At 48.1% G+C, this 14,898-nt stretch carries 16 protein-coding genes; 3 read left to right on the forward strand and 13 right to left on the reverse strand.

The genetic code is table 11. From position 1 onward, the window contains the following. Positions 1–4: 4 nt before the first annotated feature. The 4 genes from GVI43_RS01915 to yfbV all read right to left on the reverse strand — a co-directional run bounded on the left by GVI43_RS01915 (position 5) and on the right by yfbV (position 4,036). Positions 5–1,762 carry an alkaline phosphatase gene (locus GVI43_RS01915; RefSeq protein WP_159564838.1) on the reverse strand — a complete coding sequence of 586 codons (1,758 nt, stop codon included), beginning with the start codon at positions 1,760–1,762 and terminating at the stop codon, positions 5–7. Between the two features lie 256 nt (positions 1,763–2,018). Next, positions 2,019–2,669, reverse strand: coding sequence for a sugar phosphatase (locus GVI43_RS01920; RefSeq protein WP_159564840.1), 651 nt, complete (start codon positions 2,667–2,669; stop codon positions 2,019–2,021). 81 nt (positions 2,670–2,750) lie between these two features. Further along, the gene (locus tag GVI43_RS01925) at positions 2,751–3,257 is read right to left on the reverse strand and encodes a YfbU family protein (RefSeq protein WP_159564842.1); all 507 of its coding nucleotides are present in this window, start codon (positions 3,255–3,257) and stop codon (positions 2,751–2,753) included. 326 nt (positions 3,258–3,583) lie between these two features. Beyond that, positions 3,584–4,036, reverse strand: coding sequence for a terminus macrodomain insulation protein YfbV (yfbV, locus tag GVI43_RS01930; RefSeq protein WP_159564844.1), 453 nt, complete (start codon positions 4,034–4,036; stop codon positions 3,584–3,586). A gap of 398 nt (positions 4,037–4,434) precedes the next feature. On the opposite strand from yfbV, the gene ackA reads away from it, so the two are divergent. Both ackA and pta read left to right on the forward strand, forming a co-directional pair. After that, positions 4,435–5,637, forward strand: a complete 1,203-nt coding sequence (gene ackA, locus GVI43_RS01935) for an acetate kinase (RefSeq protein ID WP_159564846.1) — start codon at positions 4,435–4,437, stop codon at positions 5,635–5,637. A gap of 181 nt (positions 5,638–5,818) precedes the next feature. Further along, positions 5,819–7,963 (forward strand): phosphate acetyltransferase, encoded by a 2,145-nt coding sequence (gene pta / locus GVI43_RS01940; protein ID WP_159564848.1) that lies wholly within the window; start codon positions 5,819–5,821, stop codon positions 7,961–7,963. A 120-nt stretch (positions 7,964–8,083) separates the two neighbouring features. Here pta and yfcD read toward each other — a convergent pair whose 3' ends face one another. The 7 genes from yfcD to GVI43_RS01970 form a co-directional block, all read right to left on the reverse strand. Next, positions 8,084–8,620 (reverse strand): NUDIX hydrolase YfcD, encoded by a 537-nt coding sequence (gene yfcD, locus GVI43_RS01945; RefSeq protein WP_159564850.1) that lies wholly within the window; start codon positions 8,618–8,620, stop codon positions 8,084–8,086. A gap of 13 nt (positions 8,621–8,633) precedes the next feature. Then, complete coding sequence (yfcE, locus tag GVI43_RS01950; RefSeq protein ID WP_159565073.1) at positions 8,634–9,179, reverse strand: phosphodiesterase; 546 nt, start codon at positions 9,177–9,179, stop codon at positions 8,634–8,636. A gap of 273 nt (positions 9,180–9,452) precedes the next feature. Next, positions 9,453–9,605 carry a hypothetical protein gene (locus GVI43_RS01955; RefSeq protein ID WP_159564852.1) on the reverse strand — a complete coding sequence of 51 codons (153 nt, stop codon included), beginning with the start codon at positions 9,603–9,605 and terminating at the stop codon, positions 9,453–9,455. Positions 9,606–9,651: 46 nt separating this feature from the next. Further along, positions 9,652–10,068, reverse strand: coding sequence for a cupin domain-containing protein (locus GVI43_RS01960; protein ID WP_159564854.1), 417 nt, complete (start codon positions 10,066–10,068; stop codon positions 9,652–9,654). A 36-nt stretch (positions 10,069–10,104) separates the two neighbouring features. Beyond that, positions 10,105–10,644 carry an FMN-dependent NADH-azoreductase gene (locus tag GVI43_RS01965; RefSeq protein WP_211959060.1) on the reverse strand — a complete coding sequence of 180 codons (540 nt, stop codon included), beginning with the start codon at positions 10,642–10,644 and terminating at the stop codon, positions 10,105–10,107. Positions 10,645–10,661: 17 nt separating this feature from the next. Beyond that, entirely contained in the window at positions 10,662–10,769 is a 108-nt protein-coding gene (locus GVI43_RS15835) for an NAD(P)H-dependent oxidoreductase (RefSeq protein WP_246201407.1), read from the reverse strand. Positions 10,770–10,967: 198 nt separating this feature from the next. After that, the gene (locus GVI43_RS01970; protein WP_159564856.1) at positions 10,968–11,504 is read right to left on the reverse strand and encodes an RrF2 family transcriptional regulator; all 537 of its coding nucleotides are present in this window, start codon (positions 11,502–11,504) and stop codon (positions 10,968–10,970) included. 193 nt (positions 11,505–11,697) lie between these two features. Between GVI43_RS01970 and GVI43_RS01975 the strand changes: the two genes are divergently transcribed. Next, positions 11,698–12,600 carry a TIGR01777 family oxidoreductase gene (locus GVI43_RS01975; protein WP_159564858.1) on the forward strand — a complete coding sequence of 301 codons (903 nt, stop codon included), beginning with the start codon at positions 11,698–11,700 and terminating at the stop codon, positions 12,598–12,600. A gap of 55 nt (positions 12,601–12,655) precedes the next feature. Here GVI43_RS01975 and GVI43_RS01980 read toward each other — a convergent pair whose 3' ends face one another. Together GVI43_RS01980 and purF are read right to left on the reverse strand one after the other, a co-directional pair. Then, positions 12,656–13,225 carry a UbiX family flavin prenyltransferase gene (locus GVI43_RS01980; protein ID WP_159564860.1) on the reverse strand — a complete coding sequence of 190 codons (570 nt, stop codon included), beginning with the start codon at positions 13,223–13,225 and terminating at the stop codon, positions 12,656–12,658. Between the two features lie 140 nt (positions 13,226–13,365). Beyond that, entirely contained in the window at positions 13,366–14,883 is a 1,518-nt protein-coding gene (purF, locus tag GVI43_RS01985; protein ID WP_159564862.1) for an amidophosphoribosyltransferase, read from the reverse strand. Positions 14,884–14,898 lie beyond the last annotated feature (15 nt).

Raw genomic sequence — 14,898 nt, forward strand, 5'->3', positions numbered from 1 at the left:
TCGGTCAGCCTTGGCGGTTGCCGTGCCCCAGAGACAGGGCGTCCGCAATTACCCGAAATATTTCCGTATTGTCCATATAGCCACGAATACGTTCAGAGCCGGGGCCTGAAGCCTGTACTACCATGTCATCAACCGAATGAACGCCGGTATCCGCACTGCGAGGGAGATTTCCAGTGCGTAGTACGGCACCCGGAATATCTTTATAAGCCGCATTGGCAATATATTGGCCTTTCTCATTCTGAATGGCAGGGACAAACCGGCCTTCCAGCTTCGGCCGAAAGGTTTCATAGTAGTCAGGGAAATTATTGAAGAACACGGCGAGCCGTTTAGTGACATCCACTTTATCCGGATAGCCATCTGCGTTAGCGTCCTGATAGTTCGGGTAACCGGCCGTTTCATACACGCCAACTTTTTCTCGCATATCGGTTCCTGGCTTGTTGTCATCAACCGTACCGATAATCGAAATGCCGTGAGTATGATCGCCGGTCACAATGATCATGGTATCAGGGTGAGTTTCAGCGAATTTTTTCGCGATAGCCACTGACCGATCCAACATGATGGTATTGTAGATGGCCCGCTCCCAGTCGAGCGGATGGGAAGTTTTATCAATCAGTGCAGATTCAACCATCAAAAAGAATCCATTGTCATTCTTCGCCAGAACGTCCAGCGCGGTTTGAGTCATTTCGGTCAAGTCAGGCTGATCGGGAAACTTTTTAGCCACATCATTGTTAAGAAAACGACGATCTAACACATCATCCATATTGCCGGTGTGAAATAGCCCTAGCAGTTTGTCAGCCTTCGCGCCGTCACGTTTTAGCGACGTTGCATCGGTGACCAATTGATAGCCGTCTTGCTGGAAGCGTTTAATATAGTTGATGTCGTCTTTACGCTTAGAACCCGGCGTGGTTGACGGTAAGAAATAGGCCGATCCCCCGCCCAATATCACATCGGGTTTGACATCGTAAAGCATACCGACAATTTCGGCTTTGTCGGCTCTTCTGCGAGTATGGGAAACCACCGCCGCTGGCGTTGCATCTTCTAACTCTGCATCGCTGACAATACCGACTGACATTTTCGTGGTGCGCTTAATTAACTCACCTAAGGTTTCCTGCTTAGGGTGGTTCAGCGAATTTTCCGCCCGGCTAACGTAAACGCCCAGCGCATTGACTCCAGACTTATGCCCGGTCATGTAAGCGCTCATCGTATTGGCACTGTCTGCGGCAATAGAGTCCGTGCTTGATGTACCAATAAAGGCCATGTTGGGTAAATCATCTATGGCTAAACGCCCGTTGGCCTTCCCTTCAGTAATCCCCTTAGAGAGAATCCGCGCCCCTGTCCGGTGCGCAACGGATAAACCATCGCCAATAAATAGAATGACGTTTTTTGCCTGCCGTTTCTCCGGCGTTTGGTAAACGTTCCAGTTCACTGAACTCTTGTTATCACCAGAACTTACTTCGATTTTGTATTCACCGGGCGCGGTTAAATCAACATTTTTTACTACCAGAGCAGAGACGTTCTTACCATCTTCATTCTTAATAAACTCTTCGGTCTGGTTCCAGACCTGCTTGTAATCTGCTCCATTCACTAAGATTTTAATGCCGTCAGGGTTAACGACTTCATCAAACTCCACCTTGAAGTCAAATTTCCCGCCCGTTAGCATCGTCGCGCGATCGATGGGATAGATAGTTTGTGCGAAGGCTGAACCGGTAAAAAATACCGGCGTTAGCGCAAAAGTGATAGGAAGTAACCAGCGTGCTTTCATACATCTCTCCTGATGTTTTGATTTTTTCAGGGGAAATATTACCTACGCCAGATTTCAATTTTATGAAGAAAATATGTCTGAATTATGTATATCTAAATTACGTGGGGTTGCAGTGAGGAGCTACGGTGAGAAGTTACAATTAGAAGCTACCAAGAGGAGTTACGGCAAGGCTGTAACTCCACGTAAAAAGCGATTTCAGAATGGGAGCGAACGAAGCCTACGCCTCCCAAACATTAAACCACTCGATTCATAAAGCTTACCCAAACTTCACGCTGGCAATGCCATCGGCATATTCAACAACCATGTGTTCTAGGGAGTCTAAAACTTTATCAACGCGCGTTAAATCAGGCGTTTTTTCCGGGGCAACGGCAATCACCAGACAGCCAGCAGCCAGCCCGGAAGCAATACCGGCAGCCGCATCTTCAACAACGATGCATTCGGCCGGTAAAAAGCCTAAACGCTCTGCGCCTATCAGATAAGCGTCCGGCTCCGGTTTACCGCGGGCAACCATCTCGGCGGTGACAAAAACGTCAGGAAAAGGAATGCCTGCGGCCTTACAGCGGGCATGGGCAATCGGAATAGTCCCTGAAGTCACTATCGCCCAAGGTACGCCCAGCGTATTCAAACGGTTTAATAGCTCAATCGCGCCGGGTAAAGCAACAACGCCTTCAGTATCGCTCGCTTCAATCTGTTCCAGCCGTTTAAACTCTTGCTGAATTACCTCTTCACTTTGACCGGCCATAAAGTGACGCAAGGAGGTAATCGCCTGCTTACCGTGAATAAAATTTAAAACATCCTGCGGATTCACGTTTAAGCGCTTGCCAAAGTCCAGCCATGCTCGCTCAACTACGGCTAAAGAACTAACCAACGTGCCATCCAGATCGAATAAGAAACCTTTACAATTCAATTTAGCTCTCTCATAAACAAAGAAAAATCAAAAAAAACAGGCCTGACGATCCGCTATCAGCAAACTGTCAGAGACCGGATATCAGGCATTAATGATTTGGGAAATCTCAATCGCGCACAGGTGATACTGACGCGGGCAAGACTGCCAGATCGCCAGCATGCGCTGATATTTTTCCCACATTTTAGTCTGGGAGTTAAAACCGTGAGTACCGGAATCAAAGTGGGTATAGCGCCCTTCCGTATTCACCAGAAAACGCACATAGCTTAAATAGCGGGCTTCAGTCGCGGCATCAAAGCCGAGAAAATGAGTACGACGCTCGTCAATTTCTGCCTTGTCCTTCAGGTTATCCCGTAGGTTTTCCAGCGAAACGCCCAAAGCATGATACATTTCCATAATATTAATAATGGTACGGCAAGTCTCTTCCGTAAGTTCACCAAATTCACGTTCTAATTCATTCATCTGCAAACCAAAGCCGCGTTCAACAATGGTCTGTAAACGACGATAGCGCTCGCCGTTTTCCGGATCTAACATCGTCATCATTTTGTACTGGTTTGAAAGAATTAACCGTTGAGCATTAGTCATTTCCACGATAACAACTCCTGAGATTTAAAAATAAAAGCAAATCTTTATGTGAATATACCTTAATTAAGCCGAGTTGCTTGGCGCCGACTGGATAAGCCGAATAGCGCGCGACCAATGACACCGGAAGCTTGACGAATGACAGAAATAAAAGGTTATCACCCATGCCTAGAGGATGTCATATTGCGCAATAGAGTGGTACTGATTCGTCGAAATTTTTCTCTATCTGGAGTTAATGGCAGGTAATTAAACAGAAATAGTAGTAGCCATCTGAACTGAGGCTCAGACAGCCACTCATTAGCGGTTACAAACAAAAACGCGACCGGCCACGCAGCCTATAGCTCATCTAAAAAAGTTTTATCTAACTGCTTAAACGCACGGTCCAGTAGATCGGCCAAATTCTGGTAGGTAGGTTCCTGCTCTAACGGTGCCATGACCTGCCCAGCCTCAGACAATTTTCCCCTGATATCCTGAAACCATTGATTTAATGACGGCGGCAGCTTAGACACAGCACGATTTCCTAACCACCATAACCCTTGCATCGGCAAACTACAGGCAATCATGGCGGTGGTAATCGCCGGACCAAGCTGACCACTCATTGCAACCTGCCATGCCAGAGTAAAAATAGCTATAGGTGGCATAAAGCGCACGCCGAAACGGGTAACGCGGGTGATGCGGTTCTCAGGAAAAATCACGGCTAAACGCTTATCGTTTGGCCATGTTTTCATATAGTTTTGTCCGCATTGAAATATCTGAACCCAGCGAATCGGACCTGATGAACGTAGCATTTTATTTGCCGCCTTTGTTACAGAATAATCGAATATGTGTATGCCGAATCGATCGGTAGTACAATACGAATTCAAAAAAATTAGTAAAATTTAAAATAAACGCACAAGAAACTTGATGTAGTTTAATAAATATCAATTTATTTTGTATTTTAGTTTTATTTTTACCGGGTCAGGCAGTATTCTAGCACCGTCCCTACGGCTGAGTGTTTGCTGTGTATAAAATGATACCAATAAGCCACTTTTAGGCAAATTGTGTACAATAAAGATCGATACGCGGGTGCGCAACTTATAGTCATTAGTAAGGGTGATGTACGTCATAAATCCCCTCCTGATACTTATGTTACGCTTACCCTACTTTACGCTTTTTCAATTATGAATAAATTAAATAGGTACTTCTTATGTCGAGTAAGCTAGTTCTGGTTCTTAACTGCGGTAGTTCTTCTCTGAAATTCGCCATCATTGATGCTGCCAATGGAGATGAACACCTTTCTGGTTTAGCCGAGTGTTTCAATCTGCCTGAAGCCCGTATTAAATGGAAAATGGACGGAGGCAAACACGAAGAAGCACTTGGAGACGGCGCTGCACACAGTCAGGCTCTGAATTTCATCGTTAATACTATTCTGGCCCAAAAACCTGAACTGTCAAACAGCCTTACCGCTATCGGCCACCGCATTGTACACGGTGGCGAGCAATTCACTCAGTCAGTCATTATCAATGATGATGTTTTAAAAGGTATTCAAGCCGCCTCTCCGTTTGCACCACTGCATAACCCGGCCGGCCTGATCGGTATTGATGAAGCGTTCAAAGCGTTCCCTTCGCTGAAAAATAAAAACGTGGCCGTTTTTGATACCGCTTTCCATCAAACCATGCCTGAAGAATCCTATCTTTATGCTCTACCGTACAATCTGTATAAAAAGCACGGTATTCGCCGTTACGGTTTCCACGGCACCAGCCATTTCTACGTCAGCAACGAAGCGGCTAAAATGCTGAACAAGCCGGTAGAAGAACTGAACATCATTACCTGCCACTTAGGCAACGGTGGTTCAGTTGCTGCTATTCGTAACGGTAAATGCGTTGATACTTCTATGGGTCTGACTCCGCTGGAAGGTCTGGTTATGGGTACCCGCAGTGGTGATATCGATCCTGCTATCATTTTCCATCTGTACGACGTGATGGGTCTGAGCATGGAACAAATCAACAAGATGCTGAACAAAGAATCTGGTCTGCTAGGTTTGACTGAAGTCACCAGCGACTGCCGTTACGTTGAAGATAACTATGCACAAAAAGAAGATGCCAAACGCGCAATGGATGTGTTCTGCCACCGCTTAGCGAAATACATCGGTTCTTACACGGCGCTGATGAACGGGCGTCTTGATGCGGTAGTGTTCACCGGCGGTATCGGTGAGAACGCGGCCATGGTTCGCGAACTGAGCCTGGCTAAATTAGGCCTGTTAGGCTTTGACATTGACCACGAGCGTAACCTTGCGGCCCGCTTTGGCAAATCAGGAAACATTGCTAAAGATGGCACTCGTCCAGCCCTGATTATTCCGACCAACGAAGAGTTGGTCATCGCTCAAGACGCCTCTCGTCTTACAGCGTAAAAACTACTAACACCGTCAGCATCATGCTGGCGGTGTTGTTTTGACGAAAGCATATACCCAACGTAATTGGCTCTATAGCCAGAGAGCAAAATCCGATGAGCTTACTCAAGTAAGTGATTTCGGTGAGCAACGCCGCTACAGCGTCAAGTATCAAGGGCCATAACCCAGAAGAGGTTTAGTCGTGTCTCGTACAATTATGTTAATCCCTACCGGCACCAGTGTTGGTCTGACAAGCGTCAGCCTGGGTGTTGTTCGCGCTATGGAGCGCAAAGGCGTTCGTTTAGGCGTATTTAAACCCGTTGCACAATCACGTACCGGCGGCGATGTGCCTGACCAGACAACCACCATCATTCGTGCTAACTCAACGGTTTTCACCGCTGAACCGCTGAGCATGAGTTATGTAGAAAGCCTGCTGAGCAGCAATCAGCAAGACGTCTTAATGGAAACCATCGTTGAGCGTTATCAGGAATGTGCAAAGAATTCCGAAGTTATTTTGATCGAAGGCTTAGTCCCTACTCATAATCACCAGTTTGCTAATGCGCTTAACTATGAAATTGCCAAAACCCTTGGCGCTGAAATTGTTTTCGTTATGGCGTTAGGTACTGACTCTCCGGCCCAGTTAAAAGAGCGTATTGAATTAGCGCGTTCTAACTTTGGCGGCGTCAAAAATGAGCATATCACCGGCGTTATTATTAATAAGTTAAATGCCCCGGTTGATGAGCAAGGCCGCACTCGCCCTGACCTATCCGAGATGTTCGATGATGCAGCCAAGCCAGCAATTAGCGTGGTTGATACCGCTCAATTATTTACTAATTCCACCCTGCCAATCTTAGGCTGCATTCCGTGGAACTTAGACCTGATTGCAACCCGCGCTATCGATATGGCCCATCACCTGAAAGCCAAAATCCTTAATGAGGGTCAAATCCGTACCCGTCGGATTAAAGCGATCACATTCTGTTCCCGCAGCGTGCCGAACATGTTGGCGCATTTCCGCCCGGGTTCACTGTTAGTCACCTCAGCCGACCGCCCTGACGTATTAGTATCAGCCTGTCTGGCAGCCATGAACGGCGTTGAGATTGGTGCGGTATTACTTACCGGTGGCTATGAAATGGACGAGCGCATTCATAAGCTGTGTGAGAAAGCCTTCCAAACCGGCCTGCCGGTATTTATGGTTGAAACCAACACGTGGCAAACCTCGCTTTCGCTGCAAAGCTTCCGTCTTGAAGCCCCTGCGGACGATCACGAGCGTATTGAATCGGCACAAGACTATATTGCCAGCCACATTAACAGCGAGTGGATCGACACCCTGACGGCGAACTCTGAAGGTTCACGCCGCATGTCTCCACCGGCATTCCGTTATCAGCTGACTGAACTGGCCCGTAAGGCCGCCAAGAGTGTGGTTCTGCCTGAAGGTGAAGAACCGCGTACCATTAAAGCAGCCACCATTTGTGCTGCCCGTGGTATTGCCCGATGTATTCTGCTGGGTAACCCGGAAGAAATTAAACGCGTTGCGGAAGCTCAGGGCGTTGAACTGGGTAAAGGCATTGAGATTATCGATCCGGATCGGGTTCGCGAACAGTACGTTCCGCGCTTAGTTGAACTGCGTAAAAGCAAAGGTATGACCGAAGTGGTTGCCCGTGAACAATTACAGGACAACGTCGTGCTGGGTACGCTAATGCTAGAACAGAGCGAAGTTGATGGTTTGGTATCAGGCGCAATCCACACCACGGCAAACACCATCCGCCCACCGTTACAGTTAATCAAAACTGCGCCGGGAAGCTCTTTGGTTTCGTCGATCTTCTTTATGCTGTTACCAGAGCAAGTGCTGGTTTACGGTGACTGTGCGATTAACCCGGATCCGACCGCCGAGCAACTGGCTGAGATTGCTATTCAGTCTGCTGACTCTGCAGCAGCCTTTGGCGTTGAGCCTCGCGTTGCGATGATCTCTTACTCTACGGGAACCTCTGGTACCGGTAGCGACGTAGATAAAGTACGCGAAGCAACCCGAATTGCTCAGGAAAAACGCCCGGATCTGATTATTGATGGCCCGTTACAGTACGATGCCGCCATCATGGAAGACGTTGCCAAATCTAAAGCACCGAACTCGCCGGTTGCAGGTAAAGCCACGGTGTTTATTTTCCCTGACCTGAATACCGGTAATACCACCTATAAAGCCGTTCAGCGTTCAGCCGATCTGGTTTCTATCGGTCCGATGCTACAGGGCATGCGCAAACCGGTTAATGACCTGTCTCGCGGTGCATTAGTAGATGATATTGTTTATACCGTTGCGTTAACGGCTATTCAGGCGGCTCAAAACGAAGCTTAATGGCTGATTGACTTAAAGGCTAAACGAAACTTCGGCTTAGCCTTTAACAAAATCAATACCGCACGCAATAAAAAGAGCCGGTATCTTTAACAGATACCGGCTCTTTCTTTTACGCTTTATTTAAGCCATGTTGCCTACGGCCTCTTCAGGATTGCGCGTCAGCCACAGCTCCAGCGCTTTAAGAGTGTCTGGCGTAAACTCAGCGGCACGGGCATTAATTTCATCAACCGTCAGCCAGTAAACGCTATCTATCTCTTGTTCCTGTAGCGCGAACGGCCCGTGGGATACGCAGCTAAACAGCGCGGCCCAAACCATACAGTCGTCAGACTCATAGTAGAACATGCCGTGATCGGCTAAAGGCACGTCGGCAATACCCAGCTCTTCTTCTGCTTCCCGACGGGCTGAAGCCAGCATCTCTTCCCCCTGCTGAACCACACCGCCCGCCGTTGCATCTAACCATCCGGGGAAGAAATCTTTGCTTTCAGTACGCCGCTGAACCAGAATTTGCCCCATGCCATTATGCACCACAATATAAGTGGCCCGGTGGCGCAAATTCTGCCGTCGCATTTGTTGACGGGTGACCTGAGCCATAACGTTATTATCTTCATCAACAACGTCTACCCACTCAACGAACTCTGTCTGGCTTTGTTCTACCATCTATAAAAACCTTTCATAAAGATGTCTGAACAACGGATTCTGCCTGCTGCAAACTAAGCACTTGCAGCACACCATCAGTCAGCATACCGAAACTTGTTGGATACCCGCCCTTAGGCAAACTGGCAGATCCCGGATTAAATAAATAGATATTCCCCTGCTTTTCAGCCTTAGGGATATGCGTATGACCATAAACCAATACGTCACCGGCGCGAAGCGAAGGACGCTTTTCCGGATTATACAAATGCCCATGGGTCAAAAACAGCCGCCGGTTATTCGTCAAGACCTGTTGCCAAGAAGCGTCAATCGGGAAGTCTAATAACATCTGGTCAACTTCGCTATCGCAATTGCCCCGAACGGCAATAATTCTATCAGCAAACCGGTTAAGTTGCAGCGCTACTTCCGCCGGATTATAACAATCCGGTAACGGATTGCGCGGACCATGATAAAGCAAATCACCTAAAAGTATTAGCCAATCAGCGCCCGTACGTTCAAATTGATTTAAAACCTGTTCAGTTGCAGATAAAGAGCCGTGCAAATCAGAGGCAAATAACAATTTCACTGGCCTATCCTTCTGAGACTTTTGAGCCATGGCTGACTTCATCAGATATTACCGCCAAGGCTCAAATAAAACAAAACGCGTCAGGCTATTGCGAGCGTCATAAACATAACGCAGTCAACCTGAAACCCGAGAATTGTACCTGATTAGCGTCATTTTTAATGCCGAAATGTGCCGATAAAACCGAAATATGTCACTGTCCTTAGGCTCATCACACAATGAAAAAAACCGGACAGTGCCGGGAAATCTTATAAAAATGGTGGTGTGGCAAAAATATTAATCAAGGGGAAGTCGTAATACCGGACAGCTCGGGGCAATCAACATACCTGAAATGGTAATCAGCTTGATGATCATCGGCAGCTTCCCTTCGTCACCGCGGTGAAAACCGGGGTCCCGGCTTTCGCCGGGATGGCGGCATGGTAAAGCCATATGATGTCAAAATGCTTAACTGACGGGCATTAATGCGGGGAAGTCGCTATTTTTTATCCAGTTCAACCAGCTTTTTTTCATCAGCATCGGCAACAAAAATGGCTAATAGCTTTGCAGGTTCGGTTTTACTGGCATTATCACTCATCTTATGGTGCGCTCCCGGCGCTTCCTGCCAGCTATCACCGGCTTTATAAACCATAGCTTTGCCGTCATCAAGCTGGCTACGAATGGCACCAGACAGAACATAGCCAACGACAAAAGCTTGGCCATGACGATGAACCGGCGTAGTCCCACCCGAAGGGTAATCTACTATCAGCGCGGTCATGGTCTTGCCGGGTACGTTAGGAATGGCATATTGAAATGCCGGGCTTATGGTTTCACGACCGCCGGAGTTTCCATGCGCCACAGCGCCAAAACTGGCGACGATCAGCGCAGCAGATAACAGTAATTTATTCAAATTCATATTTAATTCCTTCTCATGTTCCCTAGCGATTGTTTATCAGGCCATTTCGGTTTGTTTAACGTTGGCAAACAGTTTTGCCCACTGGGCGACAACGGCGTCTAAATCGTGGTGTGCCCGAACCAAAGCCGCCTCGCGTGACGCCTCATCTGAAAACTGCAAAGGCTGTGCATCAACAAACTGTGGCGCATCGACACCAATAAAGGCGAAAGAGGATTTCAGTACCGGCGTCATGGCATCCATCCATGCAAAAGGACTTTCACCGCGCAGATCGGCACCGCGAGTCGTGATGAACAGAACTTTTTTATCTACCATTCGCCCTACAGTGGTACCGTTTTCCAGTAAATCGTAAGTCACTCCGGTGCGGGTAATCGCATCGATAAAGGTCTTAAAGGTCGATGGAATGGTCCAGTTATACATTGGCATTGCATAGACTAAGGCATCGGCCGCAAGTACCCGCTCACACATCGCATCGGACGAAGCTAATACACGATGCATCGCCTCAGTACGCTGCGCTTTCGGCGTGTAGGTTGCCTGAGCAAATTCGGCGGATACGTGAGGCTGAACGTCTTCCGTCACGTCCAGATAGTCAATGTCTAGCGCAACGCCGTGCTGGCCAGCTGTTCAACAAAATAGCGGCCTAATGCCCGGGAGTTAGACCATTTGTGATATTTAGAACTTGCATCAATGTGTAACAGTTTCATTAGATTTCCTGAGGCCAAATCGTTTAGCTCATTCATTATACTTTAACTACGATAATTTTTGTCGTAGTTAAAGTATAGAAATATCCTCAGCTCTGCAATAACTTTTTGATCTGTTTTGCTAATGGTGAAAACAACAACGCCCGAACGTGATGTCGGGCGTTGTTGATTAATCAATGACTTTATCCCATTAAAAGCACGCTAAGCCTTAGCGCTGCCGGGAGATAAACGCCGGGCAGATGGCCTTTCATCAAACCACTTAACTATTTGAACCGCATAGTCATCTCTGACCTTAGGCGCCACCTCAGCAGCTATATCGGCTAAGGTATATTTAGCCAGCGCTTTTTGCATCTGCTCTTGAGCATCGAGCATCACTGCATGTATAGAACACACTCCGCTGGTCGCCCACTCTGGCGCATTCCCCTCAAATACGGCGCAGCGGGCACGGATCTCTTTACACTCAAACAGGGCCTTCTGACCATCTATCGCCACCACGACCTCATTCACCGTAATTTCACCGGCAGGCTTGGCTAACATAAATCCGCCCTTCGCGCCTTCGGTTGCCACAACAAGGCCAGCTTTATGCAGTTTAGTGAACACTTTAGCCAGAAACTCAGCGGGAACCCCCTGCAGTTCAGCCAGATCGCGAACGTTAGCTTCTGCAACGCCGGGCAACGGCTTAGTCAGATACAGCAAACAGTGTAAAGCGTATTCAACGCCGCTACTAATATGGGACATATATAATTCCGACAAAAATAATCTTAGTTAAGCCTAAGGGTTTTTAGTCGCCCAATCAAGGAGGATGACGATATGCAAAACCAAAAAAATAATAAAGTTGTGAGCAACAAGAATATTTTAGCGTCACTATCCGCTATGATTATTAATAAATTCACAACGGTTAACCCCTCTCGACTGCTTCAGGAGCTCACCCATGCATATCCTTATTACTGGCGCAACGGGGCTAATTGGTAGCCACTTAACCCGAGATTTGTTATCTCATTTCCACCGGGTCACTATCCTTACCCGTCATCCTGAACGAGCAAAAACGCTGTTTGCCGATAGCGTTGAATATCTCAACTCGTTAAATCATCTCAAATCGCTTGATGGCTTTGACGCCGTTGTGAATCTGGCCGGTGAACCTATCGCCGATAAACGCTGGACGCCACTGCAGAAGAAGCGCTTGTGCAACAGCCGCTGGGAAATTACCGCTCAGCTCAGTAACCTGATTCAGCAAAGCAAACAGCCTCCGGCGGTTTTTATTTCCGGCTCAGCCGTTGGTTACTATGGCGATCAGGGGCAAAGCATTGTGACCGAAGAAGAGATGCCCCACCCTGAATTTACCCATACGCTCTGTCAACGCTGGGAAGACGAGGCGCTAAAGGCCAAAAGCGCTCATACCCGCGTTTGCCTGTTACGCACTGGCGTAGTGCTGGCGGCACAGGGCGGAGCCTTAGCCAAAATGTTACCCATATTTAAGGTAGGCCTCGGCGGCCCGTTGGGATCTGGCCAGCAATATATGCCGTGGATCCATATTCAGGACATGGTCGACGGCATCCGGTTTTTACTGACTACTCCCGGCCTCAGCGGCCCGTTTAATATGGTCTCACCTTATCCGGTGCACAATGAACTATTTACCGATCAGCTGGCTTCAACGCTGGATCGACCACACTTCTTCCGTACGCCAGCATGGGTGATTAAATTACTAATGGGAGAATCATCGGTATTAGTTTTGGGTGGGCAGCATGCGCTACCGAAGCGGCTGGAAGATGCTGGCTATCGCTTTAAATTTTCCATGCTGGAAAAAGCGCTGGAGAATTTATTTCCTAAGCCTTAAGCCACTAGCTGACCGACGGGCTCGCCGTCGGTCACAGTATGAAAATCGGTGGTGATTACTGACCTTCCCAGCGGGTAAACAGATCTTTTTCCAACTGAATATCAAACTGATCCAGAACCCGGTTAACCGTTTGATCAATAATATCCTGTACGCTTTCAGGACGGTGATAAAACGCCGGTACCGGCGGCATAATTACCGCCCCCAGTTCGGCGGCCCGAGTCATTAAGCGTAAATGCCCCAAATGCAGCGGAGTTTCCCGCACGCACAGCACTAATGGTTTACGTTCTTTTAATGTGACATCCGCCGCTCTGGTCAGTAGATCGTCAGTATAGCTATTCACCACGCCGGACAGCGTTTTCATTGAACAGGGTAAAATCACCATACCGTGGCAACGAAAAGATCCGGAAGAAACGGAAGCCGCGATATCCCGCACATCATGAACCACCGAGGCCAGCTGGGTCACATCCCGCAGGCTGAAATCGGTCTCTAAGGCTAACGTTTGACGGGCAGCATTGCTGATAATAAGGTGAGTTTCGACCTCATCACAATGCTGCAGAACCTGCAGTAACCGCACGCCGTACGCAGCACCGCTGGCTCCCGATATTCCGATAATTAAACGTTTCATGATAGCAAGCTCTTATCGTTCTGAATTTGTTGATGACTTTGCCGCAATTAGTCTCGTTAATCAATAGCAAAGCCAATACGCTTCATATACAGATCGATATCTGACGGTAACCGCGCTGAACCTCAGCAATATCGGCTCAGTTACCCTTCGTTATACAGCTCCAGATTTTCTGCATTATGATGATCGATATTGGCCTTCACATCGTCGTTGCGTAAAGAATCCAGATAATCGAGGTAGTTTTGATCGATGTCTTTAGTAACATAAATTCCGTCAAACACCGAGCATTCAAATTGCTCAATATCGTGATTATCATCGCGAACGGCTTCGATTAAATCACTCAGATCCTGAAATATTAGCCCATCAGCACCGATGATTTTTGCAATTTCATCAACCTCACGCCCGTGAGCAATCAGCTCGTTGGCGCTTGGCATATCGATACCGTAAACGTTTGGAAAGCGAACCTCTGGGGCAGCCGACGCCAGATACACCTTCGTCGCTCCGGCATCACGGGCCATTTCAACAATCTGCTCAGAGGTGGTACCGCGCACAATAGAATCATCCACCAGCAGAACGCACTTACCTCGGAACTCGGCCCGGTTAGCATTGAGTTTACGGCGCACCGACTGACGGCGGGCCTGCTGCCCCGGCATAATAAAGGTCCGGCCAACGTAGCGGTTTTTCACAAAACCCTGACGATACGGCTTATCCAGAATCCGGGCTATTTCCAGCGCAATATCGCAAGAGGTTTCAGGAATAGGAATAACGACGTCAATCTCCAAATCTTCCCACTCACGGGCAATTTTTTCACCCAGCGTGGTTCCCATACGAACCCGAGCGCTATAAACCGAGATCTTATCCATAAACGAATCTGGCCGGGCAAAATAGACATACTCGAACAGGCAAGGATGATTTTGGGGGTTGTCCGCACACTGCTGGGTAAACATCTGGCCCTGTTCCGTCACGTAGATAGCTTCACCCGGCTCAACGTCACGCATAAAGTCAAAGCCTAACGTGTCCAGCGCCACGCTCTCAGACGCGACCATATGCTCGATACGGCCATCGTCGAGAGTTCGCTTACCAATCACTAAGGGCCGAATGCCGTTAGGATCTCGAAACGCCAGCATACCGTGGCCGATAATCATCGCTACGCAAGCATAAGCTCCGCGAATTAACTTATGCGTATTGCGCACTGACGTGAAAACGTCTTCGGGTTTTAGCGGATAGTGACGGAAATTGTCGAGCTCACTGGCCAAAATATTCAGCAAAACTTCAGAATCGGAAGTGGTATTAATATGCCGACGGGCGACTTCAAAAATCTTCTTTTTCAGCTCGTGGGCGTTAGTCAGGTTACCGTTATGGGCCAGAGTAATGCCGTAGGGGGAGTTAACGTAGAACGGTTGGGCCTCAGAGGCGGTAGAACCACCAGCGGTAGGATAGCGCACGTGGCCAATCCCCATATTGCCCTGTAGCCGCTGCATGTGCCGCATTTCAAACACATCTTTGACCAACCCGTTGGCTTTTCTGAGGCGAAAGCAGTTATTCTCATCAATAGTGACAATGCCTGCGGCATCTTGCCCACGGTGCTGGAGCACCGTGAGCGCATCATAAATGGATTGGTTAACAGGTGTAAAACCAACAATACCGACAATACCACACATGCTGTCTTTTCCTCA

It is taken from the genome of Budvicia diplopodorum, from assembly GCF_009800925.1.
Taxonomy (GTDB): Bacteria; Pseudomonadota; Gammaproteobacteria; order Enterobacterales; family Enterobacteriaceae; genus Budvicia; species Budvicia diplopodorum.

Bases quoted from the DNA above. Each gene is read 5' to 3' on its own strand.
- GVI43_RS01960 (WP_159564854.1), bottom strand. From the start codon at position 10,068: ATGAATTTGAATAAATTACTGTTATCTGCTGCGCTGATCGTCGCCAGT.
- GVI43_RS01975 (WP_159564858.1), top strand. From the start codon at position 11,698: ATGCATATCCTTATTACTGGCGCAACGGGGCTAATTGGTAGCCACTTA.
- GVI43_RS01980 (WP_159564860.1), bottom strand. From the start codon at position 13,225: ATGAAACGTTTAATTATCGGAATATCGGGAGCCAGCGGTGCTGCGTAC.
- yfcD (WP_159564850.1), bottom strand. From the start codon at position 8,620: ATGGTAGAACAAAGCCAGACAGAGTTCGTTGAGTGGGTAGACGTTGTT.
- purF (WP_159564862.1), bottom strand. From the start codon at position 14,883: ATGTGTGGTATTGTCGGTATTGTTGGTTTTACACCTGTTAACCAATCC.
- GVI43_RS01955 (WP_159564852.1), bottom strand. From the start codon at position 9,605: ATGGCTTTACCATGCCGCCATCCCGGCGAAAGCCGGGACCCCGGTTTT.
- ackA (WP_159564846.1), top strand. From the start codon at position 4,435: ATGTCGAGTAAGCTAGTTCTGGTTCTTAACTGCGGTAGTTCTTCTCTG.
- GVI43_RS01970 (WP_159564856.1), bottom strand. From the start codon at position 11,504: ATGTCCCATATTAGTAGCGGCGTTGAATACGCTTTACACTGTTTGCTG.
- GVI43_RS15835 (WP_246201407.1), bottom strand. From the start codon at position 10,769: ATGAAACTGTTACACATTGATGCAAGTTCTAAATATCACAAATGGTCT.
- GVI43_RS01915 (WP_159564838.1), bottom strand. From the start codon at position 1,762: ATGAAAGCACGCTGGTTACTTCCTATCACTTTTGCGCTAACGCCGGTA.
- yfbV (WP_159564844.1), bottom strand. From the start codon at position 4,036: ATGCTACGTTCATCAGGTCCGATTCGCTGGGTTCAGATATTTCAATGC.